This is a genomic window from Flavobacterium sp., from assembly GCF_027484705.1.
In the GTDB taxonomy this organism is placed as follows: Bacteria; Bacteroidota; Bacteroidia; order Flavobacteriales; family Flavobacteriaceae; genus Flavobacterium.
This window is the reverse complement of the sequence record NZ_JAIXSL010000016.1, coordinates 19,888-35,717: the sequence shown is the minus strand read 5'-3', so window position 1 is coordinate 35,717 and position 15,830 is coordinate 19,888. Positions and strand designations below refer to the sequence as shown.

The 15,830-nt window shown below is 39.6% G+C and carries 16 protein-coding genes; 3 read left to right on the top strand and 13 right to left on the bottom strand.

The window, feature by feature from the left end:
- Positions 1-8: 8 nt before the first annotated feature.
- The 6 genes from Q0058_RS08810 to Q0058_RS08785 all read right to left on the bottom strand — a co-directional run bounded on the left by Q0058_RS08810 (position 9) and on the right by Q0058_RS08785 (position 9,404).
- Positions 9-2,630, bottom strand: a complete 2,622-nt coding sequence (locus Q0058_RS08810) for a T9SS type A sorting domain-containing protein (RefSeq protein ID WP_298222994.1) — start codon at positions 2,628-2,630, stop codon at positions 9-11.
- Positions 2,631-2,859: 229 nt separating this feature from the next.
- Entirely contained in the window at positions 2,860-3,993 is a 1,134-nt protein-coding gene (locus Q0058_RS08805; protein WP_298222992.1) for an acyltransferase, read from the bottom strand.
- 33 nt (positions 3,994-4,026) lie between these two features.
- Positions 4,027-5,205 (bottom strand): AIR synthase related protein, encoded by a 1,179-nt coding sequence (locus Q0058_RS08800; protein ID WP_298222990.1) that lies wholly within the window; start codon positions 5,203-5,205, stop codon positions 4,027-4,029.
- Positions 5,206-5,280: 75 nt separating this feature from the next.
- Positions 5,281-6,081 carry an OmpA family protein gene (locus Q0058_RS08795; protein ID WP_298222988.1) on the bottom strand — a complete coding sequence of 267 codons (801 nt, stop codon included), beginning with the start codon at positions 6,079-6,081 and terminating at the stop codon, positions 5,281-5,283.
- Positions 6,082-6,100: 19 nt separating this feature from the next.
- On the bottom strand, positions 6,101-6,994 hold the full coding sequence (locus Q0058_RS08790; protein ID WP_298222986.1) for an OmpA family protein: 894 nt from the start codon (positions 6,992-6,994) through the stop codon (positions 6,101-6,103).
- A 220-nt stretch (positions 6,995-7,214) separates the two neighbouring features.
- Positions 7,215-9,404, bottom strand: a complete 2,190-nt coding sequence (locus tag Q0058_RS08785; protein WP_298222984.1) for a glutamine synthetase III — start codon at positions 9,402-9,404, stop codon at positions 7,215-7,217.
- Positions 9,405-9,614: 210 nt separating this feature from the next.
- On the opposite strand from Q0058_RS08785, the gene Q0058_RS08780 reads away from it, so the two are divergent.
- Complete coding sequence (locus tag Q0058_RS08780; RefSeq protein ID WP_298222982.1) at positions 9,615-10,559, top strand: TerC family protein; 945 nt, start codon at positions 9,615-9,617, stop codon at positions 10,557-10,559.
- 48 nt (positions 10,560-10,607) lie between these two features.
- Here Q0058_RS08780 and Q0058_RS08775 read toward each other — a convergent pair whose 3' ends face one another.
- The gene (locus Q0058_RS08775) at positions 10,608-11,123 is read right to left on the bottom strand and encodes a hypothetical protein (protein WP_298222980.1); all 516 of its coding nucleotides are present in this window, start codon (positions 11,121-11,123) and stop codon (positions 10,608-10,610) included.
- Positions 11,124-11,231: 108 nt separating this feature from the next.
- Between Q0058_RS08775 and Q0058_RS08770 the strand changes: the two genes are divergently transcribed.
- Entirely contained in the window at positions 11,232-11,387 is a 156-nt protein-coding gene (locus tag Q0058_RS08770) for a hypothetical protein (protein ID WP_298222978.1), read from the top strand.
- Positions 11,380-11,604, top strand: coding sequence for a hypothetical protein (locus tag Q0058_RS08765; RefSeq protein WP_298222976.1), 225 nt, complete (start codon positions 11,380-11,382; stop codon positions 11,602-11,604). Before Q0058_RS08770 ends, Q0058_RS08765 begins: the two co-directional genes overlap by 8 nt.
- Here the strand turns inward: Q0058_RS08765 and Q0058_RS08760 are convergent.
- From Q0058_RS08760 to lpxA, 6 genes are all read right to left on the bottom strand, one after another.
- A complete protein-coding gene (locus Q0058_RS08760) occupies positions 11,601-12,029 on the bottom strand; it encodes a hypothetical protein (RefSeq protein WP_298222974.1) in 429 nt (142 codons plus the stop codon). The genes Q0058_RS08765 and Q0058_RS08760 overlap by 4 nt on opposite strands.
- A gap of 68 nt (positions 12,030-12,097) precedes the next feature.
- Positions 12,098-12,970 carry a succinate--CoA ligase subunit alpha gene (gene sucD, locus Q0058_RS08755; protein ID WP_298222972.1) on the bottom strand — a complete coding sequence of 291 codons (873 nt, stop codon included), beginning with the start codon at positions 12,968-12,970 and terminating at the stop codon, positions 12,098-12,100.
- An 84-nt stretch (positions 12,971-13,054) separates the two neighbouring features.
- Entirely contained in the window at positions 13,055-13,414 is a 360-nt protein-coding gene (locus tag Q0058_RS08750; RefSeq protein ID WP_298222970.1) for a nuclear transport factor 2 family protein, read from the bottom strand.
- A gap of 2 nt (positions 13,415-13,416) precedes the next feature.
- Entirely contained in the window at positions 13,417-14,346 is a 930-nt protein-coding gene (locus tag Q0058_RS08745) for a UDP-3-O-(3-hydroxymyristoyl)glucosamine N-acyltransferase (protein ID WP_298222968.1), read from the bottom strand.
- Positions 14,347-14,351: 5 nt separating this feature from the next.
- Positions 14,352-14,915, bottom strand: a complete 564-nt coding sequence (efp, locus tag Q0058_RS08740) for an elongation factor P (protein WP_298222966.1) — start codon at positions 14,913-14,915, stop codon at positions 14,352-14,354.
- 74 nt (positions 14,916-14,989) lie between these two features.
- Complete coding sequence (lpxA, locus tag Q0058_RS08735; RefSeq protein ID WP_298222964.1) at positions 14,990-15,775, bottom strand: acyl-ACP--UDP-N-acetylglucosamine O-acyltransferase; 786 nt, start codon at positions 15,773-15,775, stop codon at positions 14,990-14,992.
- Between the last annotated feature and the right edge of the window lie 55 nt (positions 15,776-15,830).

Below are 15,830 nucleotides of genomic sequence, written 5' to 3'. Positions count from 1 at the left end.
AAAAAAGATTACTCTTTAATAACTTTAATCGTTTTTATTTGATTGTCTGCTGTAACTTTTACAAGGTAGGTACCTTTAGCTAAGTTAGACATATCAATTTGTGATAAATTAGCATTTGCTGATTTTGTAATCACCTCTTGTCCTAACAAATTGTATACTGCTACGGCTGTAATGTTTTTGTTGTAAGACAAAGTCAAAACATCTTTCACAGGACTTGGGTAGTAAGCAAAAGTTGTATTATCAAAAGTATTCGTTGCTAGTGTAGGATCAAATGCGTTCACAATGAACCTTCCATCTGCAGTAGTTCCATATGTCCATACTCCAATAAGTACTATATCGCCAGGAGTTAAACCTGTCATTTCTACTGTAGAAAAGTTGTCTGAAGTATTATCATCATCACAACCCACTTCAGTAAATGATCCACAAGAACCAGTAAACACACTTACTACTGAATCAGTCATAGCTGTAACCTGAGCTGGATTTGTTGTTACTGTTAAAGTTCCTGAAGCTGGAACTTCTATACTATACCAAACATCATTCTTACGATTTGTTTGACATGAAGGTGTAATTCCTAAAGTTGTTGTTGAAGCACTAGCTGTTGAACCAGTTACCGGAGTATTCAAAGTCAATGCTTCTGCGCTTGCACAGTCGTCATTCGCTGGTGGTGCTGGTGGTGTTCCAATACAAACATCAAAAGAAGTAGTTTGTCCGGCAGTGGCTGTATAAGAATATACTCTTAAATAATAAGTTTGACCAATGTTTAATCCTGAAGGAGAACTGCTGTTTGGATCAGAACAAGTGTTTGGAACCAATGTTAAACCTGAACAATCACCTTCCCATAATGAATGGAATAAATCTGTAGTAGAACCTGTAACATTAGATAAACTAATTGTTTGAACGGTATCAGTAGCAACGAAAGAAAACCAAACATCGTCATCTTCTGTTCCGAAACAAGAAGTGGCATCAGTGGCTGAAGCTGTGGCTGAAGCAATTGTCCCTGATGTTACAGCTGCACAAGAATCATCTGGGTTTACAGTTAAAGCAATCGCAGCATCACATTCGTCATTGGCTGGTGGTGGTGGTGGTGTTCCGATACATACATTAAAAGTAGTAGTTTGTCCGGCAGTAGCTGTATAAGTATTTACTCTTAAATAATAAGTTTCTCCAGCGGTTAAACCTGAGATAGTACTAGTGTTGGGATCTGAACATGAATTTGGTACTAAAGCTAAACTAGAACAATCAGCTCCAGTCCATAATGAATGGAATAAATCTGTTGCAGAACCCGCTACATTAAGCAAGCTTACAGTGTGAGTTGCACCAGTTGCTACGAATGAAAACCATACGTCATCATCTTCTGTTCCGAAACAAGCAGTAGCATCTGTTGCAGAGGCAGTTGCTCCAGCCACAGTTCCGGCAGTGATATTTGCACAGCTAAAATCAGGATTAACTGTTAATGCAATCGCATTAGTACATTCATCATTTACAGGAGGACAACCTGCCAACAATATAGTTGGACTAACTAAAGCACAACCTGGGCTCTGATCATTGGTTACTGTTAAAACTACAGAAGCTCCAAAGGCATAAGGTCCGAAAGTAACAATTCCTGCCGAGTTGCTTGATTGTGATGGGCTACTTTGATTGTCAGTAACCGTAACGGAGCTAGCAGATGCTAAACTTGTAATATCAACGTTGATTGTGAAGTTGTTGTCAATACAATTCGCAACACTTGCAAAAGTGGCTGCTGGCAAACAGAGTGACGGATCAGATAAACTTAAGGTAAAATCTCCTTGTTCAGCACCATTACTCCATACCTGAACATAATAAGTATCACCTGGAACTAGCGTTGTTAATGATTGCGTAGTTGCTGCTGTCAAATCAATACGGCAGGCTAAACTGGTCAATGCATCACATGCTCCTGAATAAATAGCAAAATTAGCAGATGTCATAGTTCCTTTAGTTACCGTACAATTTACTGTTGCAGATGGGGCTACGAATGAAAACCAAACATCCTGAATGTTACCAAAAGGATCGCAAGTAGTTTGTGTCGGGCTTACATCTCCGTATGAATTATCGGAACTAATGATGGAAGCATCAACATCAACTGCTAAAGCCGACAAACACGTTTGATTGCTGACCGCTGGAGGGTTAACCGCAGAACAAGTTACATCCATTGTGAATGCTCCTGTACTTGTAACATTATACCCTTCGATAGCAATATAATATGTTGTTGAACCATCTGAAGTAAAACTTACTCTTGAACGAGTAGTTGCCGGAAATACACCACAAGTAGCATCATCGTCATTACCCGCTACTAAAGTCAAGCTTCCTGAAGAACCTGTATAAACTAATACAGAGCTGTCATAAGAAGAACCGCATAAATTAAGGGTAATGGTTTCCTCTGCACCTGAACCTGTGTAGGAGTACCATACATTCGGAGCATCCATGTCTGCTCCAAATCCGTCAGGAGCATCGTTCTCGTCGAGCGTTGCCGCAGCGGTAGATCCTGTATAGTTATTTCCGCAGGAAATAGCTTCTGCATTGGCAAAATTGTCATTGGCTTGAGCTATAATTCCCGATGAAGACAATAGCAAAGCAACTCCAAATAAAAGATTAAATGTAATTTTTTTCATTATTTATTTTTTAAGTTAATAACGTCAAAAGTAGTAAAAATAAAATTGTAAAAATAAAAAAACCACCTCTTGATGGCTTTTTAACAGAATGCTTAAATTATTGTTTGACCATTTTTATTGTTTACACTAGATTATCTAATACCTTCTTTACCATCTAAGCAGTTTTATGAACACATGAAAAGGCAATTTGTGAAATGGCGCCCACAGCATTTTATTCTTTTTTCATAAACTATCTATTTATTCGTTCTCTTAGTCTGGTCATAGGCATTTCAAAATACTTATACAGTAAAATGGAAAACACAAACACCAGAATCCAGTATAGGAAATATTGGACAAAGCAAATGGCATATTCGGAATCCAAAAAAAGCGTCCATTTGATTTTATTGACTATGCAGCGCTGAATAATCGAAAAATTCAATAAATACATCGAATAGGAAATTAAACTGGTGTATGTAACGCCGCGGTAAATCCAACCTTTACCTGTTCTGAGTTCTGACAAAAACGGAAGCAGGAAAAGTACCGCCAATGAGACCACTGTAAACGAAAAAACACAGGAGTACATTCCTCCATAACTGATGAATAAGCGTGAAAAAAAATGGGTGGAGCATATTAATAAAATCATGCCTGCAATCAGCAACTGAAACTTATAACGAATCCAACTTTGACGGTAATAAAATTGAAAATAGGAACCCAATACGCCAAACATAATACTGTCAAGTCTCGTGCATACTTGTTTCCTGTAATACATATCCCAATCACCGTAATTAAGAATGATTGTGTTCTCAAACCTTATATATCTAAATAATGTGATGGTTGCAATAATTAATATGACCGTTGATAAAACAGCCTTTTTCGGTTTTACTTTTAGAAAAACAATCAGTAAAAAAATAATGACCGGTATCAGCAGATAGAACCATTCTTCAACACTTAAACTCCAGGCTTCCGGAAAAAAACCTTCAGGTTGTGGTTCGAATAAATTCTGTGAAAAAACAAAATACTTTGCCAGATTGCCAAGCGCAAAACCATCATCAGTATAATAGCTAAAAATACAGAGAACCGTTAGAATCAGAAAGTAATTGGGTAAAGTCCTGAACCATCTTCGCACCCAAAAATTGATTAAGTCCGTTTTGGTAAATGTTGCTTTTTCCAGGTTTTTGATCAGAATTCCGCCGAGCAGAAAACCGCTGAGCACAAAAAAAATAGAAACCCCATCTAAAGAAAAAAAATAACTGGCCATTTTTAACCGTTGCGGAAGCAAAAAACCACCATGCGGAACCAATACAAAAAAAATCGCGGCAGCCCGGAGCACATCAAGTCCGTATATTCTATCGGGATTGAATTCGATTTTTAATATGTTTCTCATGCCTTGTTAAGACTGCATACCGCTGGTAAAAATTTAATATTCAAAAGTTCCGTATTCGCTGACAATAGTGAGTTTTTTATGTTGGCTCGCCTCTACCCGACCGACAATTTGTGCGTCCACACCAAAAGATTTCGAAATGTTGATAATCTCTGACGCGATGCTTTCCGGAACATACAATTCCATGCGATGGCCACAGTTGAAAACCTGATACATTTCTTTCCAATCCGTTTTCGATTGCTGTTGAATCAGTTGAAACAAAGGCGGAACAGGAAATAAGTTATCCTTAATAATATGTAGGTTTTCTATGAAATGTAAAATCTTAGTCTGCGCACCACCGCTGCAGTGCACCATGCCATGAATGTCTTTTGATGAATATTTTTCTAGTATTTTTTTGACAATCGGCGCGTAGGTTCTCGTGGGCGAAAGCACCAATTGACCCGCATCAATCGGAGCATTCTCAACAGCATCCGTCAATTGCATCTGGCCTGAATACACCAAATCATCGGGCACAAGATCATCGAAACTTTCAGGGTATTTTTTAGCCAGATCGTGCGCGAAAACATCATGGCGTGCTGAAGTCAAACCGTTGCTGCCCATACCGCCATTGTATGATTTTTCATAAACGGCCTGACCGAAAGAAGCCAAACCGACAATCACATCGCCCGACTTGATATTGGCATTATCGATCACATCAGAACGTTTCATTCGTGCCGTAACTGTGGAATCAACAATAATCGTTCGCACTAAATCGCCCACGTCAGCTGTTTCTCCACCCGTGGAATGGATCGTGACGCCGTGCTGTTTGAGTTCTTCGATAAGCTCTTCAGTACCGTTGATGATGGCTGAAATCACTTCGCCCGAAATCCTGTTTTTATTTCTACCAATGGTTGAGGAAAGCAAAATATTATCAGTAGCGCCAACACATAATAAATCATCAATATTCATAATGAGTGCATCTTGCGCAATGCCTTTCCAAACTGAAATATCGCCTGTTTCTTTCCAATACAGATAAGCCAATGATGATTTTGTTCCGGCGCCGTCGGCATGCATGATCAAGCAATACTCTTGGTCATTCGTCAGATAATCTGGAACGATTTTACAGAAAGCTTTCGGGAATAATCCTTTGTCGATGTTTTTGATGGCCTGATGCACATCTTCTTTAGATGCGGAAACGCCGCGTTGCGCATAACGTTTGGAAGTAGCTGAACTCATGGATTGTTGTGTTGTTGTCCGGCAAATATAATGAGATTGTTCCGTTTTAACGGATAAGATTTTAGGATTTTAAAATCAGTTCTCAAGCACCAAAATTTCTACACGGCGGTTTTCATCTTCCTCAAATTCCGATTTTTCAGGAATCGGATAAATGGGTTCGCTGGTTCCCAAACCTTTATAAGACAAGCGTTTCCTGTTAATTTTTTGGGTGACTAGATAATTGTAAATCGCCCGCGCCCGCATCACCGAAAGGTCATTGATGTCAAATCCTCTTTGACAACAAATGTGCCCACGGATTTCTATTTTGAGTTTGGGATTGTCTTCCAAAGCGCACAACAATTCAATCAAAACCGGTCTTGATTTTGGAAGAATCCTTGGCGTCATATTATAAAAATAAATATTTTTCAACCGGATTTTATCGCCCGTTTTGGCTTGTTTGAATTGTTCGGCTAAGGGCAAACTGTCTTTGTTCTCCATAGCCGATTTTGAAGTTTCCTCTTTTTTGAATTCATAAACGATGAGGACTTTACGGTTTTCAGACTGCACTTTCGATTGTTCAAAATCTTCGCCAAAGCCTTTAATTTCATAACCTTCTTTAACTTTGATATTCTTTTCTTTGAAGTAATTAAAAACCGTATTGACGCGTTTCAACGAAAGCGAATCGTTGTAGTTATTATTGCCTTTCCAATCGCAGAAACCGTATATTTTAGTCACTTCAATTTTAGGATTGTTGGCGATCCAGGTTTGCAGTTGTTGGAGGGCAGTATCATTGAGGTTGTGTTTGTCAAAATCAAAAAACACCGTCAGTTTTTCCTGCGCAGAAAGTCCGAATGCAGGCAACAGCAGTAATAAAATAAAGGCTAAACTATTTTTCATTGCTATTGAATGGATTTGATTAACGCGATACAATCAGAATTTCTACACGGCGGTTGGCGGCACGTTGCGCTTCGTCTTTTTCGGGAATCGGATAAATCGGCTGGGTGCTTCCGAATCCTTTGTAAGTAAGCCTTTTTTCATTGATGCCATTAGCGACTAGAAAATTATTGATGGCTTTGGCGCGTTGTGTCGATAAATCCAAACGATCATTGGGCATGCAACACAAATGGCCTTGAATTTCAATGACCAATTTCGGATTTTTCTGAAGCACGACGAGCAGTTCATACATTTTTCCTCTAGATTCGGGCACCACTATAAAAGTGTTGATTTTAAAGTTCAGATTCTCGATCTTAAGCTTCTCTCCTACTGCGGCTTCACTCATTTTTTGCATGAAAGCCACATCGAGCTTGTATTCAGATTTGGTTCCGTCAGGGTTATCGAAAACCAATTTTTCGGGATAATGAATGATTTCCTTAAGTTCTTCGATCGGTGCAGCCGCCACTTCCTTAATGCCGAGAATCTCATTTTCTCTTGGAATATCTTTCGCTTCGATATAGAACAATGTCACTTTGCGGTTTTCAGCTTTGATTTTGGAAAGCTTGTGCAGTTCGCCAAAACTTCTGGTCTTGAAATCTTCCCTGATTTTGATTTTGCCTTGAATCGCATTGAAGATAAAATTGATCCTGTTTTTGGCCAGCGTATCATTGAAACCGTTGCTTCCATCTTCATCAGTAAATCCGTGGATACCGACTACTTTTACATCGGCATGTGAAGCCATCCATTGGTTTAAGCTGTTTTTTTCTTTTGGCGTCAATTCGAATTTATTGCTGCCAAAATAAACGGAGAATTGTTCCTGAGCGGAAATGAAAGTGGCAGAAACGACGCAAAATAGAATAAGAAAAACAGCTTTCATGGGGTATTTATTTGGAGTACGAAAGTTAGTGAAAAAAGTTGTAGGTTATAAGTTGCGTTCTTTGCGACGGAATGCCCTAGCCCCGATAGTAGTGAAAATCCTTTTGTGGCGGTGTTCGACACAAAAGATTGTAACGGATAGCGGGAACAGCTCCTGACTTAAAACCTACAACAAAAAAACCCGCTTCAATCGAAACGGGCTTTTCATATGCTATCACGAATTATTTCGTGAACAACAGTTCTCTGTATTTGGTCAGGGTCCAGATTTCGTCATCGACCAAAAGCTCCAATTTATCGCAATGCTCGCGGATGATTTCGAAATAAGGTTTTACTTTTTCGCAGTAAGCGTCAGCCATTTTTGCTCCATCAGTCAGCGCGTTGGCTTTTCTTCTGGCTTCGGTCATTTCCTCTACTTTGGTGTTGATGCCTTCGATATGTGAAGAAATCTCTTTAATCAAAACGATTTGCTCTTTGGCGATTTTCTCGAAGTCTTTTCCGAAGATTTCTTTGAGCCCGCGCACGTTTTCAATCAAAGTATTTTGGTAACGTATTGCCGTTGGAATCACGTGATTTCTGGCAATATCACCTAACACACGACCTTCAATCTGAATTTTCTTGGTGTATTCTTCAAGTTCGATTTCGTAACGCGCTTCCACTTCTACATGGTTCATGATGCCCATTTCTGAGAATAAATCCAACGCTTGTTTTGATGCTCTTGCTTTCAAAGCTTGCGGAGTGGTTTTGAAATTGCTCAACCCTCTTTTTGCTGCTTCTTTTTCCCAAGCATCGCTGTAGCCGTCGCCTTCGAAAAGGATATTTTTAGATTGTTTGATGTATTCGCGCAACACATTGAAAATGGCTTCGTCTTTTTTCAAATCTTTCTTATCAATCAAAGCATCGACTTCTTTTTTGAAATCTTTCAATTGCTTAGCTACGATAGTGTTCAAGGTAGTCATCGCGTTCGAACAGTTTGCAGAGGAACCAACCGCACGGAATTCAAATTTATTTCCTGTGAAAGCAAATGGTGAAGTTCTGTTTCTGTCAGTATTGTCTAACAATACATCCGGAATTTTCCCAACGACATTCAATTTCAAATCTGTCTTTTCTTCCGGTGACAATTTCCCGCTGGTCACGCCTTCAAGTTCTGCCAAAACTTTTGTCAATTGTTCTCCGATGAACACGGAAATGATGGCTGGTGGCGCTTCGTTGGCACCCAAACGGTGGTCGTTGCTAGCCGTTGCAATCGAACCTCTTAACAACGCTTCGTATTCATTGACCGCTTTAATGGTATTAATGAAGAAGGTTAAGAATTGTAAGTTGCTCATTGGTGTTTTGCTCGGGCTCAACAAATTGACTCCTGTATCAGTAGCCAATGACCAGTTGTTGTGTTTTCCGGAACCGTTGACGCCTTTGAATGGTTTTTCGTGCAACAAGACTTTGAAGTCGTGGCGTTCGGCTACTTTCGACATGATATCCATCAATAGGCAGTTGTGGTCTACCGCTAAATTCGTTTCTTCGAAAATCGGTGCCAATTCAAATTGGTTCGGCGCTACTTCGTTGTGACGTGTCTTTACCGGAATTCCGAGCAACATACATTCCTGTTCCAAATCTCTCATATAAGTAAGTGCACGCGTTGGAATCGAACCGAAATAATGGTCGTCCAATTGTTGTCCTTTGGCTGAAGTATGCCCGAGTAAAGTTCTTCCGGTCATCATCAAGTCCGGACGCGATTGCGCTAATGATTTATCAACCAGAAAATATTCTTGTTCCCAACCTAACGTGGCGGTTACTTTCTTGACGTTCTTATCGAAATATTTACAAACTTCTGTAGCAGCATCATCCATCGCAGATAAAGCGCGCAACAATGGGATTTTGTTATCTAAAGCTTCTCCGGTATACGAAATGAAAACCGTCGGAATACACAAAGTAGTTCCGAAGATAAACGCTGGAGAAGTCGGATCCCAAGCGGTGTAACCTCTGGCTTCAAAAGTATTTCTGATACCTCCGTTCGGAAAACTTGACGCATCAGGTTCTTGTTGCACCAATTGTCCGCCACCAAATTTTTCAAGCGGATCGCTGCCATCGTAAGAAGTTTCAAAAAACGCATCATGTTTTTCGGCAGTAGCGCCAGTCAAAGGTTGAAACCAGTGTGTATAATGGGTTACACCTTTAGACAAAGCCCATTCTTTCATGCCCATCGCGATATAATCCGCAAGTTTTCTGTCGATTTTTGTGCCGTGCTGTACTGCATCTCTTACGCCTTTGAAAGCATCTGAAGTCAAAAACTGCTTCATTGCTTTGTCGTTAAAAACGTTCGATCCGAAAATCGCTGATTTTTTTCCGGTTTCTTCAAATTTAACCGGGGTTCTGTTGGACGATTCTTTTAAAGCTTGAAAACGTAATGTAGCCATAAATATTTATTTTTGATTTTATACCCTATTAATTCGAGGCAAATATATAAAAAATTGATACTTAAAATAAATATACCCTATTTTTTTATGGGTCAAATTGATAAATTAGATGAAATGCAAAAAATTATAGACTAAAAACAATATTCGTTAATGTTTCTTGTTGTTGCAGTTGTAAGAATTATATTTGTAACTGCACCTTTAATATATGATATGATAGTCTGGACGTTGTTTTTGGTTTTAATATTAGTGTTTCTGGCTTTGGATTTAGGCGTTTTCAATAAAACACCACACATCATCAGCTCGAAAGAAGCCGGAAAATGGACGGCCATTTGGGTAACTTTGTCTTTTATATTCTCAGGGGTTGTTTATTGGTTGTATCAATGTGGATATATTGCCAATCCGGACCAACTCAAGCCACATACGGCGATGATCAAATATATTACGGGTTATTTGATCGAGTTGTCGTTGAGTATTGATAATATTTTTGTCATCGCTATTATCTTCAGTGCGTTTAAAATTGCTCAAAAATACCAGCACCGCATTCTGTTTTGGGGCATCATTGGCGCCATCGTCTTTAGAGGATTAATGATTTTCTTCGGTGTGATGCTGATCCATAAATTCAGCTGGACGACTTATTTGTTTGGAGCCTTTCTGATTTTCACCGCTATAAAAATGTTGTTCACCAATGAAGAAGACGAATTTGAACCTAAAGAATCACTAGTCTATAAAATCTTAGGAAAGATTGTCCCTATTACTTCCGATACTGAAAAAGGACATTTTTTCATTCAAAAGGGTTCCAAATCTTATGCAACGCCTTTATTCGTTGCTTTGGTGATTATTGAAGTGATGGATGTTTTGTTCGCAGTCGATAGCGTTCCTGCGATATTGGCGATTACTTCCGATCCTTTTTTGGTGTTCAGTTCGAACATTTTTGCGATTTTAGGCTTGCGTTCGATGTATTTCTTTCTGGCGAACATGCTCGAAAAATTCAGTTGTCTGGAATACAGTCTCATTGCCATTTTGACTTTCGTTGGATTGAAGATGTTATTGCATGATTACATCGAATTGCCGGAATGGGCTTCATTGAGTTTTATTGGATTGTCATTACTTGTTGGTATATTAGTTTCTTTGAATCGAGATAATACTAAAAAATAAGTCATAAAAAAACCGCCTAGTGAGACGGTTTTTTATGACTTATTTTTTCTAATTGATTCGTTTGATTTTACTTTCATCAATTTTATAAGCTTTTATGATAGCGTTGTAATCGCTTAAATCGATATTGCTTTTAGTTCCTTTGTTAGCAAATTGACCCGGTATAATAACTACTCTGAAAATTTGCTCCAATCTTAAATTATCATTTAAGCTTTGTAAATCATTTCCTTCTAAATAGATATTCACATCAAATCTTGTGGCGTCATAATTATATCCGAAATCTAGTGTTCCATTTGGAAAGTAACGATACTGTGGAATGAGCTGCCAAACATCTTCTCCTTGATCAACGCCTGACAACCTATATACCAAAACATGATCTGAAGTCTTTGCTTCATTTGGGAATGTAAAAAAAACTCCAAAACTAGGCGCTAAAAAATTAATAGGGTCTGTTTCATAAACAGTTGCTTCCGCGCTATAACCCGTTTCACCACGTGGCCCTTCAGGTCCTTCACAACTGGAGAAAATCATTGAACCGACCACAGCTACAAGTAAAATTATTTTTTTCATGATTACGATGTTTAAAAGGTTTGTCCTCGGCTTGTCAAATACCGAACCAAAAAAAGCAGCGGGTTGTTTTTTATGATTATTTTTGGAGTCGCACGTAACCGACATGACATGGGAAGAAACAACGAACGCAACATCAAAATACACAATGACAAATTGCACAAAGCTCAGGACAAAGCCAAACAGGCTGAAATCCTCAGAAAGGAAAAACTAAAAGCGATTGTGAAAAAGTTTAACGATCAAAACAACACTGACAACAATGGATGATTCAAAATTCACTACATTGAAGAGCGACGTTCAGGAAATCATAGATTTGATGGCGAACAAACAATATATCAACGCGAACTTCAAATTGCTTGATGCAGCGGAATACCTCGACGAGCTTTTAGACCATTCCGATGACGACGAGGATTTGATTGAAATCAGCAAATATCAGGTGTTGTTGAATCAATTGCAGCAGAAAATAAAAACGGGTTTAGCTTAAAACGCCACATTCCATCTAGGCAACTTTCCGTTTTCATCCAAAAATTTCTGCAAAATCAAACCTTCCACATAAGTCGGGATGAATTTGTTTTTGGCATTGAAGGTTTCGTACCAATACACTTCCAAACGATCAATGTTTTCAAGTTTCATTTGCGCCGGCCACGAATATTTACGACCCGTTTTAGCAAATTGATGCCCATTGACAATCTTATCGTAAAGCCCGCCGTTCTTACTTTTGAGCGAACCATCGTTCTGAACCGTTCCTGTAGAACCGACCATAATCAGTTCTTTATCTTCGACGCCAGCAGCGTATACTAAGAACACTCCGCTCCCATTTTCTGAGGCGTTGCAAACTTCTTCGAGGCTATGATCTACAGTAAAATTGAAATGGTTGTTGGTTTTGAACTTCGTTAATTCTTTGTACATATTTTCTATTGTATTAAAAAAAATACCCCACGAAGTCGTGAGGCATCTTCTATATTAAATCGGGAATATTATCCCATTACTTCTTTTACTTTCTTTCCAATTTCAGCGGGAGAATCAACCACGTGAATACCACATTCCTTCATTATTCTTTTCTTAGCTTCCGCGGTATCGTCTGAACCGCCAACAATTGCTCCGGCATGTCCCATCGTTCTTCCTTTTGGAGCTGTTTCACCTGCAATGAACCCAACTACAGGTTTGCGGTTTCCATCCGCTTTGATCCATTTGGCGGCATCAGCTTCCAATTGACCACCGATTTCGCCAATCATCACGATGCATTTGGTTTCGGGGTCGTTCATCAACATTTCTACAGCGGCTTTGGTGGTAGTTCCAATGATTGGATCTCCTCCGATTCCGATGGCTGTGGTGATTCCCATTCCTTGTTTTACAACCTGATCTGCGGCTTCGTAAGTCAATGTTCCTGATTTTGAAACAATACCTACATTTCCTTTTTTGAAAACGAAACCTGGCATGATACCTACTTTAGCTTCACCCGGTGTAATGACTCCAGGACAGTTTGGGCCTATAAGTGTACAATTTCTTTCTTTGATATATTCGTTGGCTTTAATCATATCCGCAACAGGAATTCCTTCAGTGATCGTGATGATTACTTTGATTCCGGCATCGGCGGCTTCCATAATCGCGTCTGCGGCAAAAGCGGGCGGAACGAAAATGATGGTGGTATCGGCTCCTGCTTTTTCAACGGCATCTTGCACCGTGTTGAAAACTGGGCGGTCTAAATGGGTAGTTCCACCTTTTCCTGGAGTAACCCCACCGACTACATTCGTACCGTATTCAATCATTTGGGAAGCGTGAAAAGTTCCTTCGCTACCGGTAAAACCTTGAACAATTATTTTAGAATCCTTATTGACTAAAACACTCATAATATTTATTTTTTGTAATTTTTTAAATGGCTACGCAAAAGTAAGCATTAGATCCTACTTTTATATTTATTTTTCAGAAATTATTTAGGGCAACTGGCTGATTTGAAATCCGCGGTATAATTTGTCATCCTTGAGTTCCCAAATTACCATAAAATGCGCCAATAGCATTTCTTCACGCGGGTTCTCAATGGTTTTGATGTAATGTGAATAACGAACGGTAATCAGGTTTCCTTCTTTCAAGATATGGCTCACCCTCGCTTTTGAACGCACATAAGCTTTGCCCAATTCATTGGTCAACGCAAGCAAATCTTTACGTTTCAATTGTTTAAAACCTGTGCTGCTGTTCCAATCCAAAACAACGTCCGGATGCAGATAAGCATCCATAATTTCACTGTTGATCAAGGCATCGGATTTGTAAAAATCCTGAACTAATTTCTTAGACATTATTATTTTAATTTATTTAAAATTTCGGGGATTCGTTTGACGTTCGCCAATTGCTTGAGCTTTTCACGTGATTCTTCTATAGGTGTGCCGAAGTATGATTTTCCGCCCTCGACGGATTTGGTCACTCCGGTTTGTCCCATTATGACGGCTTTCGTTCCTATAGTTATACCGCTCGTGGTGCCGACTTGACCCCACATCGTGACTTCATCTTCAATAATGACACAACCCGCAATTCCGGTTTGCGATGCAATAAGACATTTTTTTCCGATTACAGTATCGTGGCCGACATGCACTTGGTTGTCGAGTTTGGTTCCTTCACCAATCGTCGTGTCGCCGGTAACGCCTTTATCGATGGTACACAAAGCGCCGATTCCGACATTATCCTGAATCACTACTCTTCCACCTGACAACAACTGGTCAAATCCTTCTGGGCGTTTCTTATAATAAAACGCATCGCCGCCAATCACAGTACCGGCATGAATGATCACATTGTCGCCAATGATTGTATTGTCATAAATCGCAACATTGGAATGAATCAGGCAATTTTTACCAATCACTACATTGTTTCCCACAAACGTATTCGGCTGAATCAAAGTATTTTCACCAATTGTAGCTGAAGGAGCGATTGACAAACTCGAATGTTGAAACGGCTTGAAATGTTTCGTCAAAGTATTGAAATCTCTAAACGGATCGTCAGAAATCAACAATGCTTTTCCGTCAGGGCAATCGACTTTTTTATTGATTAAAACTATAGTCGCAGCGGATTGCAAAGCTTTGTCGTAGTATTTCGGATGGTCAACAAAAACGATATCTCCGGGTTCGACGACATGGATTTCATTCATACCGGAAACCGGGAAACTAGCGTCTCCGACAAATTCGCATTGCAGCAAATTGGCAATTTCTTGTAAGGAATGAACTTTTGGGAATTTCATAGGGTTTACTTAACGCGTTCCATGTAATTTCCTGAAGCCGTATCGATCTTGATTTTGTCGCCTTCATTGATGAACAAAGGAACGTTAATCGTTGCTCCTGTTTCAACTGTCGCAGATTTTGTGGCGTTGGTTGCCGTATTTCCTTTTACTCCTGGCTCTGCGTATGTCACTTCTAAAACTACTGAAGCAGGCATATCTACCGATAAAGGCAAATCTGTTTCCGTGTTGATGCTGACCATCACGCTTTCGCCTTCTTTAAGTAAATCTGGCGAATCAAGGATGTCTTTGTTGAGTGAAATCTGTTCGAAAGTCTCCACATTCATGAAGTGAAACTGGTTGCCTTCAGGATACAAAAACTGGAATTTATGGTTCTCCACGCGCACTTCGTCAATCTTGTGACCCGCTGAAAAAGTGTTGTCGAGGACTTTACCGTTGGTTAGACTTTTCAATTTGGTTCTCACGAAAGCCGGGCCTTTACCTGGTTTCACATGAAGGAATTCGATAATTTTGTAAATATCGTTGTTGTATTTGATGCACAATCCGTTTTTAATATCTGAAGTAGATGCCATTGTATGTTAATTTGGTTATTTGTTAATTTGGTTATTCGAAACCATTTGATTTATATTCAATTTTGTTTCCTATTTTAATAATTTCCGGAATACCCTTTCATGATACCACGCGAAGAATTTCTGATGAAATCCAATATTTCATCGCGTTCCGGAGTGGCTTCCATTTCAGCCTCAATGATACTGACCGCTTGCGAAGTATTGTAATTCTTCTGGTATAAAATTCTGTAAATATCCTGTATTTCCCTGATTTTTTCAGTCGTGAATCCGCGGCGTCTCAAACCTACGGAATTGATACCGACATACGACAACGGCTCTTTCGCAGCCTTCGTGTAAGGCGGAATGTCTTTTCTGACCAACGAACCACCCGAAACCATTGCGTGATCGCCCACATGAATGAACTGATGAATCGCAGCCAAACCACCAATTACCGCATAATTTCCTACGGTTACATGACCCGCCAAAGCAACGCCATTCACAATAATCGCGTTGTCGCCGATATGACAATCATGCGCGATGTGTGCGGTAGCCATAACCAAGCAATTGTTGCCCAGCGTGGTTTGCCCTGAAGCAATAGTACCGCGATTGATTGTAACGCATTCGCGAATCGTGCAGTTGTCACCGATGATGACCAAAGAATCTTCGCCACCAAATTTCAAATCCTGAGGAATCGCAGAAATGACGGCGCCTGGAAAGATATTACAGTTTTTTCCGATTCGGGCGCCTTCCATAATGGTGACATTCGAACCGATCCAGGTGCCATCGCCAATCACTACATTGTTATGAATGGTGGTAAAAGGCTCAATCACCACATTTTTGGCGATTTTCGCTCCGGGATGGACATAAGCTAAAGGTTGATTCATTTGCTGATGGTATTTATTTTTACTCGATCAAAATATTGGCAATTTCAAATGCTTT